Genomic DNA, 19,908 nt, shown 5'->3' on the forward strand with positions numbered 1-19,908 from the left:
AAGTTAGGATGCTCCCCAAAATACCGCTGCCGGCGTAGCCCTTGAACCGTAGGTTCAAGGCGGGTAAATGTTCATTTCCTAAGGCTTCTCGGTATAATCCGAGCATGCACAATGTCAACAAAAGCATTCACCCTGGGTTTGTAATTATCGGCACAGGGACTTAGCCAACTCGCGCATATCCCAGGGAGCAAAACAGGTTGAATAAAGCTGTGCTTCATTCTTAAGTCTTAGTTTAGCCTTCCTAGCGGCTTCGTTCAACCAACGACGTTTCTAATGTTGATTGCAATAACGAAATACGCTCATCCATTTGCGCCATATATTGTTTATTTTTTTGCTTTTCTTCATACAATTCATTGCCAATATTGAGTGCTGCCATAATGGCCAACTCCTCACGGCTTAAATTATTTGTACGCGATTTTAATGTTGTCAGTTGGTTTTCAACTTCTCTGGCAACGGTGCGTAAAGCATCTTCACGTCCTTTAGGACATGCAATAGAGTAGGTGCGTCCCAAAAGGGTTATTTCAACAGCACTGTTACTCATAATGTCGTCACAGATCCTTAGTTAACCTCAACTCGCTAAAGCGATGGGATAAACAAGTAAAAATCAGAAAATTTGAAAACCGTTTATTATTTCGCGCCAAGATTCGTCATACTCAGCATATGGGCGAACTATATAGGGCTGAATTTAAAAGAGCAAGGCAACATCGCGCCTTTTTAACTATTTGCTGTTTGTGTGAACAAATCCACGAGCCTTCCGTTATCTTGCTTGCTCAATGGCTCACAAATTTAACCAGAATACACACAAGGGTTTGGAGCATGATACTAACTCTGCTAGCATTGATGCAGATATTGCGCTATTAGGAACAAACCATGGCAACCCCACCTTCGTTATGTATCGATAAACTAAAAAAAGCCTTAGATGACGCCGAAATTGGTCAGCATCCTGTCGAAGTGCATGGTGCACTTGTTGGGCTCATTTGTGGTGGCGTGAAGCAAGAAAATTTAGCTTGGTTAAAGCCGTTAGTTGAACTAATGAACGACGGCCAACCGCTAGAAACAAACTTACAACATTTGATCAGCGAGTTGTATCAAGACACTGTGACACGTCTAGTCGATTTTGAATTTGGTTTTACGCTGTTATTACCAGAAGAAGAAACATCACTGAGCGACCGTGTTGAAGCACTAGCCTTATGGACACAAAGCTTTTTAACCGGCATTGCAATTATTCAGCCTCAACTCGCTAAAGCCTCGCCAGATGTGCGTGAAGTGATTAAAGATTTAGCAGAAATCGCCCAAGTAGAATTTGATGTGGGTGACGATGACGAATCAGAAGCGGCCTACGAAGAGTTGCAAGAGTTTGTTAGAATGTCGGCTATTTTGTGTTATTCCGAGTTTGGTTTAGACATGCCTCTGAATGACACCGACGAGTCTTCAACTATCCATTAATTGCATTTGCGACGACATAGCATATGAGCACTTCTTTGACAGACACTTCACCTTTTGCGGTCGATATTGCCATTGTTGGTGGCGCCATGGCGGGAGCAACGTTAGCCCTAGGGCTGGCTAAACTGTCTAAGTCATTGGAGCGTCCTTTACGTATTGCGCTAATCGAAGCCCACGTTGCCAACGACAGTCACCCAGGGTTTGACGCCCGCTCTATTGCCATTGCACACGGCTCTATTTTCGAGCTCACTCATTTAGGCATTTGGTCCAAATTACAGCATCTTGGTACGGCAATCGAAAATATCCATGTGTCTGATCGTGGCCACTTTGGCATGACAGAGCTAAACGCTAAACCACTCGGGTTAGACGCGCTAGGGCAGGTGGTTGAGTTAGCTCGGGTTGGCAAGGTGTTATTTGATGAGTTGGCTAAATCCTCAGTTAATGTATTTTGTCCGGCTAAAGTCACCGATATACAAGCCCTACAAGACGGCCATCGAGTCACATTAGATGATGGTACTCAATTACACTGCAAATTATTGGTGGCAGCCGATGGGGCTCACTCTGTGGTGCGTCAACATTTGCAACAACCGACAACACAAATCGATTTTGTTCAAACCGCTATCGTTGCCAATGTCACGACCAACAAGCCGCATCAACACTGGGCGTATGAACGCTTCACCCAAACGGGACCGCTGGCACTGTTACCAATGACATCTGTGCCATCAACACCTTCTGCGCAATCACGTTTTTCACTGGTGTGGGCCGTGCCGCCAGCCAAAGCGGATGAATTAAAGCATGCCGACAAAACTGAGTTTTTAGCGGCACTGCAACAAGCCTTTGGTCATCGTGTTGGGCGCTTTATTGATGTTGGCCAACGGGGGAGTTATCCATTAACCCTATCGTATATGCCAAGACCCATTTATCACCGTTGTGTGTTTGTCGGTAACGCTGCACAAACCTTACATCCCATAGCTGGGCAAGGTTTTAACTTAGGTTTACGCGATGTCGTTGGCTTGTTAGACGTAATAGAAAAAGCGTTAACTCAAGCTAACCATAGCAACACAGAAGCCGATGTTGGCAGTAGCGCCATAGTGCACCAATATTTCGCCTCACGCCAAACCGATCGTGATACAACACTGCGCAATATCGAATTTTTAGTCCGGGGTTTTTCCAATCAATATTGGCCGCTGGTGGCGGGGCGCAACATCGGTTTGCGTTTATTGTCTTGGTTTCCTCCACTTAAACGTCCTGTTGCACAAACCGCAATGGGCTGGCGTTAACTCTTTAAGGTAAGGATCCACCATGTATTCAACTCAAACATATGATGTTGCCATTGTTGGCGGTGGCATGGTCGGGCTGGCCACTGCAATTGGTTTAGCCAATGCCAATCTTAATGTGGTGGTTATAGATGCAGGTGAAACCCAAGCCGTGAGTGGTGAACCTAAATTACGTGTGAGTGCCGTTAACAAAGCCAGCCAACAATTGCTCGACAACCTTGGCGCTTGGCAATACCTTGATGACAGCCGTGTTAGCCCTTATCAAAAAATGTCGGTGTGGGATAAAGACGGCCTAGGCAAAATTGAATTTGATGCTCACAGTATCAGCGAAGCCTATTTAGGCTCAATAATCGAAAACGATGCCATTAACTATGCCCTTGCCAAGCGCGCCAGCGAAATTGCTAATTTGACTCATATAGAAGGTCAACGCCTTGAACGGATCGCTTTTGGCGAACGCGAAGCTTGGCTCACCTTAGCCAGTGGAGACAATGTAAGTGCAGCCGTAGTCGTGGCTGCCGATGGTGCAAACTCTTGGGTACGTCAGCAATGCAGTATTCCACTGACATTTTGGGACTATGGTCATCATGCTATTGTGGCAACCGTTCGCACCGAACTTGCCAACGACGCAACCGCCAGACAAGCCTTTTTACCTGGCGGACCATTAGCCATGTTGCCATTATATGATGATCATTTGTGTTCAATTGTATGGTCGGTATCGCCAGATCAAGCCAAGCACTTACTCGGCTTAGATGAGGCTGAGTTTTCAAAAGCTTTAACCGCTGCGCTTGATGGTCGTTTGGGTATGTGTCAAGTGATAAGCGAGCGCCAATCATTCCCACTGCGTATGCGTTATGCGCGCCATTTTGCCCGCCATCGTTTGGTGCTGGCCGGTGATGCTGCTCATACTATTCACCCGTTAGCAGGCCAAGGGGTTAACTTAGGCTTTTTAGACGCCGCCAGTATTATCGACACTTTCACCGAGCTGCATCAGCAAGGCAAAGATTTAGGCGAATATAGCCATTTACGTGCCCTTGAACGTTGGCGAAAAGCCGACGCCATGGAGATGATTGCCACCATGGAAGGTTTTAAAAGACTCTTTGCCGGCAGTAATCCGCTTAAAAAAGCCATGCGTGACCTTGGGTTAACCCTTGTTGATAATGTCGCTGGGCTGAAAACAGTGTTCATCAAACAGGCTATGGGTAACAAAATGACATTACCTAAACTTTGTCGTGAGTCAATTTCATCATAGCTAATGTAGAAACTTGTTTAATATCAGACGATACAGCTAAAAAGACAATATATTGTAAAAAAATATGTAAAAAAATTACATCAATAGATTAGCTAAACTAATGCGACAGGACTCGGATTAGAAAATTTTTTTGTATACAAATTAGGTCTGCGGAGTATAATTTTGTCCGCATTTTATCAAATACCTACATTAGATTAAGACCTAATAAAAGGCCCAAAAAAAGGGATAATAATGGCTAGCAAAACTGTACTTTTTAACAAGCATTTAGAATCTAAAGCCAAAATGGTTGATTTTCACGGATGGGAAATGCCAATTAACTACGGCTCTCAAATTGAAGAACACCACGCGGTACGTCAAGACGCCGGCATGTTCGATGTATCACACATGACCGTTGTTGATGTCACTGGCAGCGATGCTTGTGCCTTTTTACGTAAGTTACTTGCTAACGATGTCGCCAAGCTTACCGTCCCAGGTAAAGCCCTTTACGGCGGAATGCTAGACGAAAACGCTGGTATCATCGACGACCTTATTACCTACTATTTATCCGACACCCATTACCGTGTTGTGGTTAACTCCGCTACACGCGACAAAGACCTAGCATGGATCAACAAACAAGCCGCCGCGTTTGATGTTGTGATTACCGAGCGTCCAGAGCTCGCCATGATTGCCGTACAAGGCCCTAACGCTAAAGCCAAAGCGGCGAGCGTATTCACTAGTGAGCAAAATGCTGCAGTTGAAGGCATGAAGCCATTCTTTGGCGTGCAATCAGCTAACTTATTTATTGCCACCACTGGCTATACCGGTGAAGCAGGCTACGAAATTATTGTCCCAGAAGCCGAGGCCGAAGACTTATGGCAAGCACTGTTAGATGCAGGCGTTAAGCCATGTGGTTTAGGTGCTCGTGACACCTTACGCCTAGAAGCAGGCATGAACCTATACGGTCAAGACATGGACGAGTCAATCAATCCATTAGCTGCAAATATGGGCTGGACCATCGCATGGGAACCAAGCGACCGTGACTTTATTGGCCGCGCAGCATTAACCGCTATAAAAGCCGCTGGTACTGACAAACTTGTTGGTTTAGTGATGGAACAAAAAGGTGTTTTACGCCATGATATGGCAGTGTTTTTTACCGATGCTGAAGGTGTTGAACATCAAGGTGTGATCACCAGCGGTTCATTTTCGCCAACGTTAGGCTACTCTATCGCTATGGCACGTGTACCTAATGGTATTGGTGCCACCGCTGAAGTTGAAATGCGTAAAAAACGCGTCAATGTCAAGGTTATTGCTCCAAGCTTTGTGCGTAATGGCAAGCCTACTTTTTAGTTTTGGTTATGGCTTACCCAAAAGAATTTATTTGTTAAGTATTAGAACATCAGATTAAGGAACAGCAACAATGAGCACTATTCCAGCAGAATTGAAATATGCCTCTTCACACGAATGGATCCGTAAAGAAGCAGACGGTAGCTACACAGTCGGTATCACTGAACATGCTCAAGAGCTATTAGGTGACATGGTATTCGTAGAATTACCAGAAGTAGGCGATACCGTTACTGCCGGTGAAGATTGCGCCGTAGCAGAATCAGTAAAAGCGGCATCTGATATCTACGCACCTATTTCTGGTGAAGTGATTGCGGTAAACGAATCATTAGAAGATTCACCTGAACTCGTCAACAGCGATGCTTACGATGATGGCTGGTTCTTCCGCGTAATGCCTTCTGATGAATCAGAAATTGATTCATTACTTGATGCAGATGGTTATCAAGAAGTCATCGACGAAGAATAACCATCAATAACAAGAAGCCCGTTAGGGCTTCTTTGTTATATAAAGTTCAAAATGCTGCGTAGACTCTCTCGAAACCAAGGCACCCATAAAGCCTAGGCGAGGGCGCAGCATAATAAACCCGTAATGGGTTATTTACGTATTACACGTTTTCACCTAATCCAGTTCTGTGCCCTACTGCCCGAACTGGTCGATTTGGAACAAGGTTTAACATGACCAAGCAAACCCTGACACAACTAGAGCAGCACGAACTTTTCCTCACTCGTCACATCGGCCCAAGTGCAGAACAACAGCAACAAATGTTGAACTTCATTGGTGCAGAGTCGTTAGACGACCTGACCGCCCAAACGGTTCCAGGCAAAATTTTGTTACCGCAAGATCTCACCATCGGTGACTCATGTGGCGAAGCTGAAGGTATCGCCTATATCCGCAACATAGCAGACAAAAACAAAGTTTTTAAAAGCTATATCGGTATGGGTTATTACGGCGTGCAAGTGCCCAATGTCATTTTGCGTAATGTGTTTGAAAACCCGGGTTGGTACACGGCTTACACGCCATACCAACCAGAAATCGCCCAAGGTCGTTTAGAAGCCACATTAAACTTCCAACAAGTGTCAATGGATCTTACCGGCCTTGACCTTGCATCAGCATCATTGCTCGACGAAGCCACCGCAGCAGCGGAAGCCATGGCATTAGCTAAGCGTGTATCTAAAGCCAAAAAAGCTAACATATTCTTTGTTGCCGATGACGTATTCCCACAAACATTAGACGTTGTGAAAACTCGCGCTGAATGTTTTGGTTTTGAAGTGGTCGTAGGCCCTGCAAAGGATGCGGTAAATTACGAATTGTTTGGTGCCTTGTTCCAGTACACCAACCGTATTGGCCAAATTACCGATTACACTGAACTATTTGCCACACTACGTGACAACAAAGTGGTGGTGACTGTGGCTGCCGACATTATGTCATTACTGTTGCTTAAATCTCCGGGTGCTATGGGGGCAGATGTTGTATTTGGTAGCACCCAGCGTTTTGGCGTACCAATGGGATACGGCGGACCACACGCAGCCTTCTTTGTTGCCCGTGACGAGCACAAACGTTCAATGCCAGGCCGTATTATTGGTGTGTCTAAAGACACCCGTGGCAACAGTGCACTGCGCATGGCAATGCAAACACGCGAACAACATATTCGCCGCGAAAAAGCCAACTCGAACATTTGTACGGCACAAATTTTATTAGCCAACATGGCCTCGTTTTATGCGGTATTCCACGGCCCACAAGGCTTAAAAACCATTGCATCACGCATTAACCGTTTAGCCGACATTTTAGCGGCAGGCTTAACAGCAAAAGGGTTAACCTTAGCCAACAACACCTGGTTCGACACCATCAGTGTTAAAGGTGCCGACGTAGCTGCCATTAATGCCCGCGCCATTGCCGCGCAACTTAACTTACGTATTGATGCAGACGGCGTGTTTGGGATCAGCGTAGATGAAACCACTACCCGCGAAGACATCGCAGACTTATTTGACGTTATCTTAGGCGCAGGCCATGGTTTAGAGGTTGCAGCACTTGATGCCGACATCCTTGCTAATGGCAGCCAGTCAATACCACAAGCGCTAGTACGTCAAGATGCAGTATTAACCCATCCAACGTTTAATCGCTACCAAAGCGAAACCGAGATGATGCGTTATATCAAGCGTCTCGAAAACAAAGATTTAGCTTTAAACCACTCAATGATCTCGTTAGGCTCATGCACCATGAAGCTCAACGCAGCAGTGGAAATGCTCCCAGTCAGCTGGCCAGAATTTGCTAACATGCACCCATTCTGCCCGCTAGACCAAGCACAAGGTTACACCCAGTTAATCGACGAGTTGTCAGAGTTTTTAGTTAACATCACTGGCTACGACGCTGTGTGTATTCAACCAAACTCAGGTGCCCAAGGCGAATACGCTGGGTTGTTAGCCATTAAGAAATATCACGAGTCTCGCGGCGACGCGCACCGTAACATTTGCTTAATTCCACAATCGGCTCACGGCACCAACCCTGCATCGGCACAGCTTGCTGGCATGAAAGTTGTGGTTACCGCGTGTGACAAACAAGGCAACGTTGATTTAGAAGACCTACGCGCTAAAGCGGCAGAACTTGCCGACAGCTTATCGTGCATCATGGTGACTTATCCGTCGACTCATGGCGTATACGAAGAATCAATTCGTGAAATATGCGAAATCGTCCATCAATATGGTGGCCAAGTCTACTTAGACGGCGCCAATATGAATGCACAAGTTGGGGTAACATCACCAGGCTTTATCGGCGCAGACGTATCGCATCTAAACTTACATAAAACCTTTGCTATCCCGCACGGCGGCGGTGGTCCTGGTATGGGCCCTATTGGTATAAAATCGCATCTTGCGCCATTTGTTGCAGGTCATGTCGTGGTTAAGCCTGGCCGCGAAAGCGACCATAACGGCGCAGTATCTGCTGCACCTTACGGTAGCGCCAGCATCTTGCCAATCAGCTGGATGTACATCAAGTTGTTAGGCACTAAAGGGGTTAAGCAATCAACTCAAACGGCATTGTTAAACGCTAACTACATCATGAAAAAGCTGTCAGCACATTATCCTGTGTTGTTCACCGGCCGTAACGACCGTGTGGCCCATGAATGTATTATCGACTTGCGTCCATTGAAAGAAATCTCTGGCGTAACCGAAATGGATATCGCTAAGCGTCTTAACGATTATGGTTTCCATTCACCAACCATGAGTTTCCCAGTAGCGGGAACCTTAATGATTGAACCTACGGAATCTGAGTCTAAGGTTGAGTTAGACAGATTTATCGAAGCGATGGTGTCTATTCGTGGCGAAGTTGCCAAGATAGCAGCTGGCGAGTGGCCAGCAGACAATAACCCACTGCACAATGCACCTCACACCTTAGCGGATATTATGGACCCAGAGTTCGATTCACGTCCGTACAGTCGTGAAATTGCCGTGTTCCCAACGGCAGCGGTTAAGGCGAATAAGTTTTGGCCAACAGTAAATCGTATTGATGATGTTTATGGGGATCGCAATTTGATGTGTTCGTGCGTCCCATTATCAGACTACGAATAATTGCTGCTTAGTCTTGCTATTATGGCGTTGAACCTCGGCTCCAGTGCTCATTGACACCAGTCAACTCCGCGCTAGAGCCTTCGGTTCGCCTTGTACTAGCATCGCCAGCGACGCAATTATGTAATAGTTAGCTTCATTTGAAGTTTTAGAATTTAAAAGCGTCCGAAAGGTCGCTTTTTTGTCTTACTTTCGGCAGTAACGCTATTTAGGCTTCAGCTGAGAGTTTTCGCATAGCTCGAAATAAGGAGTTTGACACCAGTCAACTCCGAGGAGAAAGCATCGGCTTCCTTGTCTTCTCATCGGCAGTAACGCCATTATCGTGGTAGTGGGTTTCATTGAAATCTTCTGAGTAAGAGCATTAAAAAAGCGAACCTTTGGGTTCGTTTTTTGTTTCCAATACATCAGGAACATCCAAAAACTGTCATTCCGGTAATGCTTTTGAGCCGGAATCCAGGTGTTTTCTTAAGCTGTGTAATTATTTATGGCCTACAGCAACTAACTTCGTTTACAGACTGCTTCGGCCAAATCCAGTAATAGAAAGCGAGTCACCGTTCATTGAGCTTTCAACGGCAGAGAATAAACTCTGTCGGCGAGTTTTGTGCGTTAACGGGGTGACAAACGATAGGCATTTTGATAAAACTTGTTTCGCATTCATGGCATTTACTCGTGGTAATGTTTGTTTGGCGATAAATCAAAAATTGTAGTTCAGACTAAGTTCAACATTTCTCGGCTCGCCGAAGAAACCTTGATTGTAGAAATCGATACTTGAGTAATACTTTTCATCAAACAAGTTTCGTATATTCAAGCGAACAATTGCATCGTCAGTCATTTGATAACTCGCCATCAGGTTGGTAATGAAGTAACTATCTTGTTCAGAGGTTGCATCGTTAGGACCTGCATTGTCTACATATATCTTGCTCTGCCAGCTTAAATTACCACCCAGAGTGAGATCTTCGAGTGCGCCATTGAAATGATAGAGCGTGGATAATCGCACTAAGTTTTTAGGCAAATGCGTACCAAAGGCTTCACCATTGGCTTTTTCTGACTCACTGTATGTGTAACTGAAGTACAGATCCCAATCCTCAGATGGTCTCCCCGTTAGCTCCATTTCAAAACCATGGTTATTGGTGCCATCCACCAAGTGCATTGGAAAACTGCCATCTGGAAGAGGGTCTTTAATGTTAGGATCTCTTTCTGCAACATTTTCCTTTTGAACTTTAAACACTGCAACACTAGCTGTGAATCTTTCGTCGAAAAAATCGGCTTTACTACCAAGTTCAATATTATTGCCGGTTGTTGGATCTAAGCGGTTATTATTGGCATCTTTCGCGTCTTGAGGCTGAAATATTTCAGTGTAACTGGTATAGATCGAGATGCTGTCAGTGATGTCATACACGAGCCCAGCATAAGGTGTGATGACATCATTTTGCTCATAACCTGGATCAACTTTGTATTGGCTAATACGACTTCCCAATAGCAGTGTCAGTTGATCGTGCAGACTGAGTTGAGTGGCAATATAGGCGCCTTTTTGAATTTCTTCAGTTGCTTGTGTTTCGGGCGTCGATGGGTAGTCTGGCTCCGCAATTGAACCATCCCACTCGAAGAAGTTACCAACGCTTAGGGCCTCAGTAGGGTAGTAAGAGTCGGCACTAACATCTTGTTTTGAATATAATAGGCCCGCTGTTAGTTTATGTTCTCGACCAAATAGTTCAAATGGACCTGAAGCAAATAATCTTGCTGCATCCTGCTTACGGTCTGATTGGTAGATCATGGGCGATGCGCCCATACCTAAACCTGTGGTTTTATCGGGAGAACCATACATAAATAATAAGTGACCATCCATCTTGTCTTCGCGATGTTCAATGTCAAGTTTGAGCTCCCAATTATTATCAAAGCTGTGTTCTAAAGTTGAAAAAACGTTTGTTCCATGACGTTTCCAACTAGACCAAGATGCCGCAGTGGTCGAAGATCGGGGGAGGTCATTAGCAAGACTGCCATCGGCATAAAAGAGTGGTAGAGCACCCCAAGTTGAACCTTTAGGGTCACGGTCACTATAATCCGCTCCCAAAGTGAATAAAGTACTGTCGCTTAATCGTGCGGTAACGACACCATATATTTGCAGATTTTCATCTTCAGCGAGATCGGTAAAACTTTCTGATTTTTCATATGCGGCGGCAAATCGAGCTTGAACGTCACCATCATCTGTTATGTCGACTGAACTGTCACCTTCAACACGATAACTGTCCCATGAACCTATTTTTGCGCTGAGATAACCACCAGGTGACAACTTCGGACGTTTACGGATGAGGTTGATGGCAGCAGAAGGTTCACCTGCTCCAGTTAATAATCCAGTTGCCCCCCGAACCACTTCAACACGGTCGAAGATTATGGTATCGGTCGAAGCATCGTTAAAGAAACTTGAGTAGTTAACCGGCACTCCATCAAATTGAAAGTTCGTGATCGGATTACCGCGGGCACTGAAAAAGTAACGATTGGTTTCTATTTTCTGCGCCGATATGCCCGGTGTTAAAAACATCAGGTCTGCGACATTGTTAAGAGAAAAACTCTGAATGAACTCTTGGTCTATAATCGTGACCGACTGAGGTGTATCTCTAAGTGTTAAAGGTAAACCAGTTGCTGTTGCAGCCTTGTCTAAACGGCTTCCTTTAATACTGATCACTTCAATATTACCGTTGGATTGAGTATCTTCAGCGTACAAGTTTGGGGCTAACAACAAGCTCGAAATGAGTGTAACTAATAACGTTTTATGCATCTTGATAACTCATCATTGTATTTTTGAGAATTCACATAATAATTGAAAATAACAATTTAGATAGCGTATTGATAATAATTTGCATTATCTTTACGAATATTGGTGATAAGTGTGATAAGTGTGATAAGTGGGGCTAACCCTGACTCAATTTGCCTACTCCTATCGTCATGGTGATAAAATCTTTAGCGATAATTACACAGAACTTTTCATACAGCTTAAGGTCTTATTACGTAAGGTTTAAATTTATTTAAACTGAGTCCCTAACAATATCTGAATAGGTAACTCCATTTTGAATATCACTCCATTACGTCGTTTGAGACGATTACGTAGCTCAGAAGCTATGCGCGATCTATTGCGTGAAAACCACCTTTTATTAGACAATTTAATCCATCCCATATTTGTCGAAGAACATATCGACCAACCTGTCCCTATTTCTACTCTACCTGGTATCAGCCGTATTCCCGAAAATGCCCTAGCCGATGAGATTCGTCAGCTTTATGCGCTAGGCATACGGTATGTTATGCCTTTTGGCATATCTCACACTAAAGATGCTCAAGGAAGCGACACTTGGAATGATAATGGTCTGCTTGCTCGTATGGTCAAGACAATAAAATCTGCCGTACCAGAAATGATGGTTATTCCAGATATTTGCTTCTGTGAATATACCGACCATGGTCATTGTGGAGTCATGAAAAACGACAAAGTTTGTAACGACATGACAGTTGAAAATCTAGTTAAGCAATCGGTGACAGCTGCTAAAGCTGGTGCTGATATGTTAGCACCGTCGGCAATGATGGATGGCCAAGTAAAAGCCATTCGTCTAGGTCTGGATGCAGCTGGTTTTGAGGACGTGGCTATCTTGGCACATTCGGCAAAATTCGCTTCTTCTTTTTATGGTCCATTTAGAACGGCTGTAGACTGTGAACTTAGCGGGGATAGGAAAGGTTACCAACTAGATTACGCTAATGGTCGTCAAGCTTTACTTGAAGCATCACTTGATGAGGCCGAAGGCGCAGATATTCTTATGGTTAAACCTGGAACACCTTATTTAGACGTGATCTGTCGTTTAAGACAAGAAACTCATTTACCCCTAGCTGCATATCAAGTGGGTGGGGAATATGCCGGAATTAAGTTTGCGGCTCTTGCTGGCGCACTCGATGAAAAAGCCGTAGTAACTGAAACTTTTATAGGGTTAAAACGTGCTGGGGCTGACCTAATTGTTAGCTACTATACGAAACAATATGCTACGTGGTTAATCGAGGAAAAAAATTAGTTTTATCGAAATTCCCCCGCAGTTCTTTCATTTATTTTTCCAGCCAACTCCGCGCTAGAGCCTTCGGTTCGCCTGTGCAGAGCTGCTTATGTAAGAGTAGCTTTGCCAGCGACGCAATTATGGTGGTAGTAGGCTTCAATTGATAATCTGAATAAAAGCATTAAAAAAGCGAACCGAGTGGTTCGCTTTTTTATTGATTCCGTCTTATCTGCAATATGTCTGAGTAGGTCAATCATTATGTCTGAGTAGGTCAATCATTTATGCCCAATTCTTTGCTAGCTCTCATTGTAGCTACTGGACGGGAACAGAATCGTGAGAGGATATTCCTCCTGACAACCACAGTCGGGTAAGTGCTATGGGGTCAGTATGAGGAATTGTCGTGGCCAATTATATTTGGACACGACATAGACGTTAAAGATTAAATCTAATGACCTATACGATCCAGTTTTTGTATCAGCTCCATCTTTATATCTTGAGGGGTTTGGCTGTGCCAGTAACCGCTTACATAGGCAAATAACGGCACCATAAACATAAGAGTAAACAGTAAGATCATTAATCCTCTTGCCGAAAGTTTAGTGCCAGTACGAGTGCTAAATTGTAGCGCTTCTTTTTTAGGGCAAGCTGACATACAACGCATACAGGCTTGGCATTCATCAGAGTGGATATTTTTTTGAGTATGAACTGATATATTTGCTGGGCAAGCACGAGTACATTTATCGCAACTCATACCTTTGGTCTCAATTAAACAATGTTGCGTATCGCGACGAATTTTAAACGGGCTAAAAAAGCTCACTATGCCTAGCATTGCACCATAAGGGCAAATGTAACGACAAAACCCTTGACGACGCCATGCTGCTAACGCAAAGATAATGCTGAAGCCGATCAAGGCAACCATTGATGGCATCATAAAAAACACAGCCATTTTTAAGTCTGCTACCTTGTGATAGTTGCCTGTCAAGTAATTAGGAAGGCTTGCCGTTGGCATTGAAAAGACCAAATAAACCAGTGCGGCTAATAATAAGTATTTAAGCATGCGCAGTGGCCAGTCTAACCATGCTGGTGGCATAAGTTCAGCTGGGATAAAGCGCTTTCTGAGTTTATACAAGTATTCGCCAGCTAAGCCTAATGGACAAGCCCAGCCACAAAAAGCCCGTTTGCAAATGAGCCCTGTTAATAGCACCACACATAACATAACCACGGCAGCGGGGTGATTTTGATCCCATAAACCTAAGGTTAAAATAGCTTTAAGTTCAATACCGCCAGCAATGGGTAAAAAGGCATCACCAATATCAGGTCGCATTAACCAAGGTGTTTCGCCTGCATACAACATAGCCGCATTAATGGCATATTGTACGCCCACCAACAACATGGAAAGGGCAAAGAAATGTTGGCAAATTTCACGTATTCGATTGGGTCTTCCTTCTGCTTTAGCAAATGCAGGCTGGTATTGACCTAATGCTGTTACTGCAATCACGGCGGCTAATAATATAAGAAGTAATGGCCAGAAAAAACTCGCTATAGTTGCGCCGAGCAATAATGCCCCACTGACCAATGCCCCCCATTTTTTGCCACCCCAATACAGTAAACTGGTGCTATATGCTAGGGCTAGCATTAAGGTGATTGATTCAATTGTACTCATAGAGGATCCCTATATTGTTTTATTTGCTGTCAATAATGGATAAAGGTTCTGCCTAAAGGCAGTTTCAACCACAACACTCTGTTATAGTTGCCATTTAGTGTCTTGTTGCCATGAGTCTGCAGTAAGGTCGATGATGATAAAAAATACGTTGCAGTTTATTCAGTTCGGCTCATGTTACGTGTTACTCTCTAATAATTTTTTTAGGTCATCTAATCTACTGATAATAAAATGTTTTCTTCCATCTCTATATAAGTACCCATTGCGAATGAGGTTATTCATCAATGAAGAGGTTGTTTGGCGTGTAGTCCCAATCAGTAGTGAAATATCTTCCATACTTAAATCGCATTCAAATCGGAGTCCTTCGGCAGTTTGTTCACCCGATGTTTGTCCCCATGACAGCACAAACTCGATTAATCGATACCTAGCATCATGAAATATTAGACCCTCGATGAGATCTAAAGTACTGCCTAATGCTTCACCTAAAATGCCTGTCATCACGATTGATAATTCAGGAAATTTCGCGATTTTATCGCGAAAAATATCAGCCCCGACAAGCATCAAAGTTGAATCCTTGCATGTCTCCAAAAATGCTCGTGTATGTGTGCTGAATATATCGCCAGGCTCAAGAAAGCAGAGGGTAAACTCACGACCTTCATAAGAAAGATAAACGCGTACCCGGCCTGAATGCACAATAAATACTTCATTGTTTCCCATGCTCGGGATGCTAAATAGTTGTCCTTTAGGAAAGCTTTTGCATCTGAACTCATCCAGAAACCCTTCGTATTGAGGCTCTCTAAGTTTCTCAATGATATTTATTCGTGACATTCTCATTTTTGATTGCATGTCGCGCTCTCCATATTATTTACGATAGAAAATGCTGTTAAGAGTTTAATTAACGATTTATATAATTATCAATTAGTTATTGGTGATTTGTTAACTAATATATACTCAAAATTTTGTGTCTACCTTGTTACATTTGATTATTAGATCAATAGGTTATTTGTTAAACATAAAATTCTATCTTCTTGTACAAGAAAAATATGGACGATGCTATTGCAATAAAAGATATGTCAGGCCCGTTTCCCCTCTGCCATTGCAAGCTATGCAATCCTAGTTTTGAGCATTCGGTATATACCATTTCATGCGCTCAGGTTTATCATTTCCATCGGCAATAACTTTAAGATAGTAGCTTTTAAAATATTGGGCATGCCTTAATGTCCAGATCTCGCTTAGTAGCAAAAGCAACACTTCAACCCAAGCTAAAATCGAGTTTCAAACATGTTACTCCTCGTTATCTTGTGCAATAACTACAATAAACTGGGATAAATTTAATTCAGATAGGGAGACAGATCTGTCGCCTTGCTGACAGTAGAACATCAATAAATTTCGTTGCATGGTTTTACATAATGGTTTGTGCATTAAAATTAGCCATTTGATATTTTTTTATTGTCAGCACTGTAATTTTATATAAATTAAACTATTGATATAAAACGATAAAACTATATCGCTTTTATTTTTTGTAAAGAGAAGGTCTTTATACACTCAATTTCAAAGAAATAAATATGAATTCGCATTTTTATGACATAACGCACTGTTAAACAATTTATAGAATTGCAGAGAACAACATATGATGATAAGTGGGGGCTATAAGTGGGGTCGGATAAGGATAAGTGAGGTCAGATTCTGCCCTCCCACTTATTAACCTCATTTATTACTTATTCGCGCCTTTATTGCCGGTTTTATTATTCAAAACAATTAATTTGTAAACGGCTGCTACAGTCCGTTGTTATTCGTATCTTTTAACAGACTTTGGTCGCTATACTGGGGCGTCAGTATGTGCTGGTTTTTGAATGGGAACGAACGGTTGTTACCCAGCCAAACGCTGCTGTACATCAACTCATAAAAATGACTACGAACTAATTCTGAATGAAGGAGAAGCTCTCGTGAAAAAAGTAGGGATTCTAATACTGTGTTTGTTGATGCCAATGGCATCAGCTTTTGCAGAGCAAACCAAAACATTATCGGCAGAGGTGCTTTGGCAACTCAAGCGTATCGGTAGTCCGATTGTTTCACCCCAAGGCGATCATATTATTGCTGCCGTCACTGAGTACGACATACCAGAAGATAAAGGCTCGACTCAACTATGGTCGTTCGCAAAAGATGGCTCAGGCCAGCGTGCTCTTACTGCAAAAGGTTTACGCGCGAGTGAACCTGTGTTTTCTCCAGACGGAAAAACCTTAGCTTTTGTCAGTAAACGTGACAAAGACGAAGCAGGGCAAATCTACTTACTACCAATGAATGGACCGGGCGAAGCGCAGCGCTTAACTGAGGTTCCCGGTGGCGTGCATGGTATTAAGTGGGTGGGTGAGCACATTTACTTCATTAGCCGTATTTTCCCTGGCAAAGACTGGGAACAAATGACCGAGCAGCTCAAAGCTGATAAAGACGATAAGGTCACCGCCCACCAGTGGAACGCACTGCCTTATTCACATTTTGACCATTGGATTGATGAAGAAAGAGAAGCACATGTTTTTCGTATTTCAGCCAAAGGTGGAGACGTTGAAGCCGTCACCCAACCACTGAAAAAGCAATTGCCACGTTCTTCACAAAACGCTGGCAGCTACGATATCGACCCAAGCGAACGTTGGATTGCTGTTAACTCAAACGGCTCCGCTAACCAAGTTGACCCTAAAATTGATGTATTTCTTGCTGAAATCGGTAGCGGAAAATATGAAAATTTAACCCCGAACAATCAAGCTCCTGATCGTGAACCTAAATTTAGTCCCGATGGTAAAACACTTGCCTTCACCCGCCAATTAATTCATGGCTTCTACGGTGACACTTCACACTTGGTTTTGTTCGATATGGACAAACGTAGCGAACGTGTAGTGACCAAAGATTGGGACCGATCTGTTTCTAAATATCTCTGGACGCCAGATAGTAAGGGGTTTTATGCATCAATAGCCGATGCAGCCACAAACCGCATTTACTACATCAATGCTAAAAATGGCAAAGTGAGACAAGTTACCAACAATACCGATTTTGGCAAACCCTCTATCGCCAAAGACGGTACTTTGGTTGCAGCCAATCAAAGTTTTTTACATCCCGCACGCGTGGTGAAGATTGACTCCCGCAATGGAAAAATAACGCGTTTAGATAGCTTTAACGATGATGTATTGGCCAATGTGGATATGGGTACTTATGAGTCGGTGACTTATAAAGGTTATAACGGAGATGATATCCAGATGTGGGTACACTACCCGCCGGGATTTGATAAAAGCAAAAAATACCCATTGATGATGTTGATCCACGGTGGTCCTCATGGTGCGATTTCAGACAGCTTCCATTACCGCTGGAATGCGCAGACGTTCGCCTCTTGGGGTTACGTGACCGCTTGGCCCAATTTCCACGGCTCAGGCAGTTTCGGCCAGAAATTTACTGACAGTATTAACCCTGACTGGAAGAACAAGTCGCTTGAGGATATCTATAAAGCAACGGATTGGTTTAAGAGCAAAGACTGGATTGATAGCGAACGTTTAGTCGCTGGTGGTGGTAGTTATGGTGGTTACTTAAGCTCAATTATTTTGGGGCAAAAAGATAATCCTTTTAACGCGCTGTTTATCCACGCAGCGGTGTATAACATGTACTCACAAATGGCGGGAGATTTCGCGGTACACAGTACACGTTTTGGTAGTTTTTGGGAAAAACCTGAAATTTATAAATCTATATCACCTCACTATGGAGCGGCCAATTTTGATACGCCAACATTGGTTATCCACGGTCAGTTAGACCAACGAGTGCCCGTAGGACAAGGGTTTGAGTTATTCCGTACTTTGCAAACCAAAGGTATTGAGTCGCGAATGATTTACTTCCCTGATGAGAATCACTGGGTGCTGAAGCCAAATAACTCGATTTATTGGTACGGCCAAGTGAAGGATTGGGTGACTCGTTTTGCAGAGCCCGGTGGTAAGTAGTAAGTAGTAAGTAAAACCGTTCGCACTTAACATCGCGGGTACATCTACGCACAAGACTGCCCAAGAGAGCCAGTATCTCTTGAGCTTTTTGTTAGGATAGGATAAATGGGGCTAGAGTCTGGCCCCATTTATTTTAAAATAAGGGTGTAACACATTTTGCATTACACCCTTCTGGATTTTATTTTTAAGTAGTTAATTTAAGCACTCTACTTATCACTAGAAACGATATTCAACACCGATACTAGCCTGCTTAAAATCTGTTTCTGTGTCGGAACCGTTAGATACATTATCTAAATTAATTTCTGCATCATACCAAGTGTACTCGGCATTAATTAAAAAACGATCTGTTACTTTAAACGCTGCACCTGCACCGGCAAATATACCTTCATCATCTTTATTGCCAGAAAAGCCAACCACGTCATAATCTGTGGAATACCACAACTGACCACCTTTAGCATACAACTCTACTCGATCAGCAATTGGCAATGTCACTTTTAGGCCTGCAGTATAACCATCTGTTTCAGCGCTAGATAAGTTGTTGCCGTAACTACCAAAATCAATATAGCTACCTTCTAGAGCTAAGTAGTTGTTAAAGCGATAACCGACTAGGCCCTGGAGAACATCATTGTCGTCGTCAAAGTCATCTTCGCCATCGACTTTTAGGTAACCATAATTAGCACCGACATAAACGCCATTTTCTGCTACGTCTTTCTTGAAGTCATCAGCGTGAGAAAAAGTACTAATAGAGGCTAACGAAATAAGTCCAGCTAAAGTAATAATCGTATTTTTCATAAGGTACTCCTAGTTAATTACGTAAATACATCTAACTACATTTAACTAGTTACAAAACGGATGCCAACTTTATAAAAGTAACAGAGAGCTATTTATCTGAGTTTGATATTTATCATTTAATATCAATTGGTTACGTTATATTTTTTGTGAGTAGCTGTGGGAGAGTAGGATATACATCCAATGGCACTGCTTATTTTTTACCCGCTTAATGAGGTCGTGATAACGTAAAACGGTATATTTTTCTGATTAAATTGTAATATTTTCATATCGTATAATACAATGTTATCAATATGTTGCGGGTTGCTTTGCTGTTATCGCTTTCGGATAAGATAAACTATATTCGTTACATTGATATTCCTTTATTCTTTGCTATGTCTCTAGGTCTGCGGCCACAGTACTGGTCAAGCCAAACTGGACACTTTCAATTGCAGAGAACAGACTTTGTCGGCGAGTTTTGTGCTCTTTTTACGTTAACGGGGGGTGACAAGTGAGAGACATTTTGATAAAACTTGTTTTGCATTCATGGCATTTACTCGTGGTAATTTTTGTTTGGCGATAAATTTGATCACCAAATGCCATGAATGTTCCCACCTAATTTAAAATA

General features: G+C 43.2%; 13 protein-coding genes, 1 other RNA gene and 1 pseudogene. 8 read left to right on the forward strand and 7 right to left on the reverse strand.

Annotated features, from left to right (window positions below):
• Window positions 1–8: 8 nt before the first annotated feature.
• Window positions 9–190, reverse strand: a non-coding RNA gene (ssrS, locus tag ACWXWT_RS03565) — 6S RNA.
• 51 nt (window positions 191–241) lie between these two features.
• A complete protein-coding gene (locus ACWXWT_RS03570) occupies window positions 242–541 on the reverse strand; it encodes a cell division protein ZapA (RefSeq protein ID WP_456040237.1) in 300 nt (99 codons plus the stop codon).
• 329 nt (window positions 542–870) lie between these two features.
• Between ACWXWT_RS03570 and ACWXWT_RS03575 the strand changes: the two genes are divergently transcribed.
• The 6 genes from ACWXWT_RS03575 to gcvP all read left to right on the forward strand — a co-directional run bounded on the left by ACWXWT_RS03575 (window position 871) and on the right by gcvP (window position 8,853).
• Window positions 871–1,446 (forward strand): UPF0149 family protein, encoded by a 576-nt coding sequence (locus ACWXWT_RS03575; protein WP_456040238.1) that lies wholly within the window; start codon window positions 871–873, stop codon window positions 1,444–1,446.
• A gap of 23 nt (window positions 1,447–1,469) precedes the next feature.
• Window positions 1,470–2,723, forward strand: a complete 1,254-nt coding sequence (gene ubiH / locus ACWXWT_RS03580) for a 2-octaprenyl-6-methoxyphenyl hydroxylase (protein ID WP_456040239.1) — start codon at window positions 1,470–1,472, stop codon at window positions 2,721–2,723.
• 22 nt (window positions 2,724–2,745) lie between these two features.
• Window positions 2,746–3,969, forward strand: coding sequence for an FAD-dependent oxidoreductase (locus ACWXWT_RS03585; RefSeq protein WP_456040240.1), 1,224 nt, complete (start codon window positions 2,746–2,748; stop codon window positions 3,967–3,969).
• 231 nt (window positions 3,970–4,200) lie between these two features.
• Window positions 4,201–5,295 (forward strand): glycine cleavage system aminomethyltransferase GcvT, encoded by a 1,095-nt coding sequence (gcvT, locus tag ACWXWT_RS03590; protein ID WP_456040241.1) that lies wholly within the window; start codon window positions 4,201–4,203, stop codon window positions 5,293–5,295.
• A 70-nt stretch (window positions 5,296–5,365) separates the two neighbouring features.
• On the forward strand, window positions 5,366–5,755 hold the full coding sequence (gene gcvH / locus ACWXWT_RS03595) for a glycine cleavage system protein GcvH (RefSeq protein ID WP_456040242.1): 390 nt from the start codon (window positions 5,366–5,368) through the stop codon (window positions 5,753–5,755).
• A 209-nt stretch (window positions 5,756–5,964) separates the two neighbouring features.
• Entirely contained in the window at window positions 5,965–8,853 is a 2,889-nt protein-coding gene (gcvP, locus tag ACWXWT_RS03600) for an aminomethyl-transferring glycine dehydrogenase (protein ID WP_456040243.1), read from the forward strand.
• Window positions 8,854–9,370: 517 nt separating this feature from the next.
• Here gcvP and ACWXWT_RS03605 read toward each other — a convergent pair.
• Both ACWXWT_RS03605 and ACWXWT_RS03610 read right to left on the reverse strand, forming a co-directional pair.
• Window positions 9,371–9,508 (reverse strand): annotated as a pseudogene (locus tag ACWXWT_RS03605) (IS4 family transposase); the annotation flags it as partial.
• Window positions 9,509–9,544: 36 nt separating this feature from the next.
• Complete coding sequence (locus ACWXWT_RS03610; RefSeq protein ID WP_456040244.1) at window positions 9,545–11,626, reverse strand: TonB-dependent siderophore receptor; 2,082 nt, start codon at window positions 11,624–11,626, stop codon at window positions 9,545–9,547.
• Window positions 11,627–11,912: 286 nt separating this feature from the next.
• Here ACWXWT_RS03610 and hemB point away from each other — a divergent pair, with 286 nt between their 5' ends.
• Window positions 11,913–12,899, forward strand: coding sequence for a porphobilinogen synthase (gene hemB, locus ACWXWT_RS03615; RefSeq protein WP_456040250.1), 987 nt, complete (start codon window positions 11,913–11,915; stop codon window positions 12,897–12,899).
• 424 nt (window positions 12,900–13,323) lie between these two features.
• On the opposite strand, the gene ACWXWT_RS03620 is transcribed toward hemB, so the two are convergent.
• Window positions 13,324–14,538: a 4Fe-4S binding protein gene (locus ACWXWT_RS03620; RefSeq protein WP_456040245.1), complete on the reverse strand. Its 1,215-nt coding sequence runs from the start codon at window positions 14,536–14,538 to the stop codon at window positions 13,324–13,326.
• 174 nt (window positions 14,539–14,712) lie between these two features.
• Window positions 14,713–15,381: a Crp/Fnr family transcriptional regulator gene (locus ACWXWT_RS03625; RefSeq protein ID WP_456040246.1), complete on the reverse strand. Its 669-nt coding sequence runs from the start codon at window positions 15,379–15,381 to the stop codon at window positions 14,713–14,715.
• Between the two features lie 1,100 nt (window positions 15,382–16,481).
• Between ACWXWT_RS03625 and ACWXWT_RS03630 the strand changes: the two genes are divergently transcribed.
• Complete coding sequence (locus tag ACWXWT_RS03630; RefSeq protein ID WP_456040247.1) at window positions 16,482–18,512, forward strand: prolyl oligopeptidase family serine peptidase; 2,031 nt, start codon at window positions 16,482–16,484, stop codon at window positions 18,510–18,512.
• A gap of 216 nt (window positions 18,513–18,728) precedes the next feature.
• Here the strand turns inward: ACWXWT_RS03630 and ACWXWT_RS03635 are convergent, their stop codons facing one another.
• Window positions 18,729–19,304: a porin family protein gene (locus ACWXWT_RS03635; RefSeq protein ID WP_456040248.1), complete on the reverse strand. Its 576-nt coding sequence runs from the start codon at window positions 19,302–19,304 to the stop codon at window positions 18,729–18,731.
• Between the last annotated feature and the right edge of the window lie 604 nt (window positions 19,305–19,908).

This window comes from Shewanella sp. A22 (assembly GCF_053850585.1).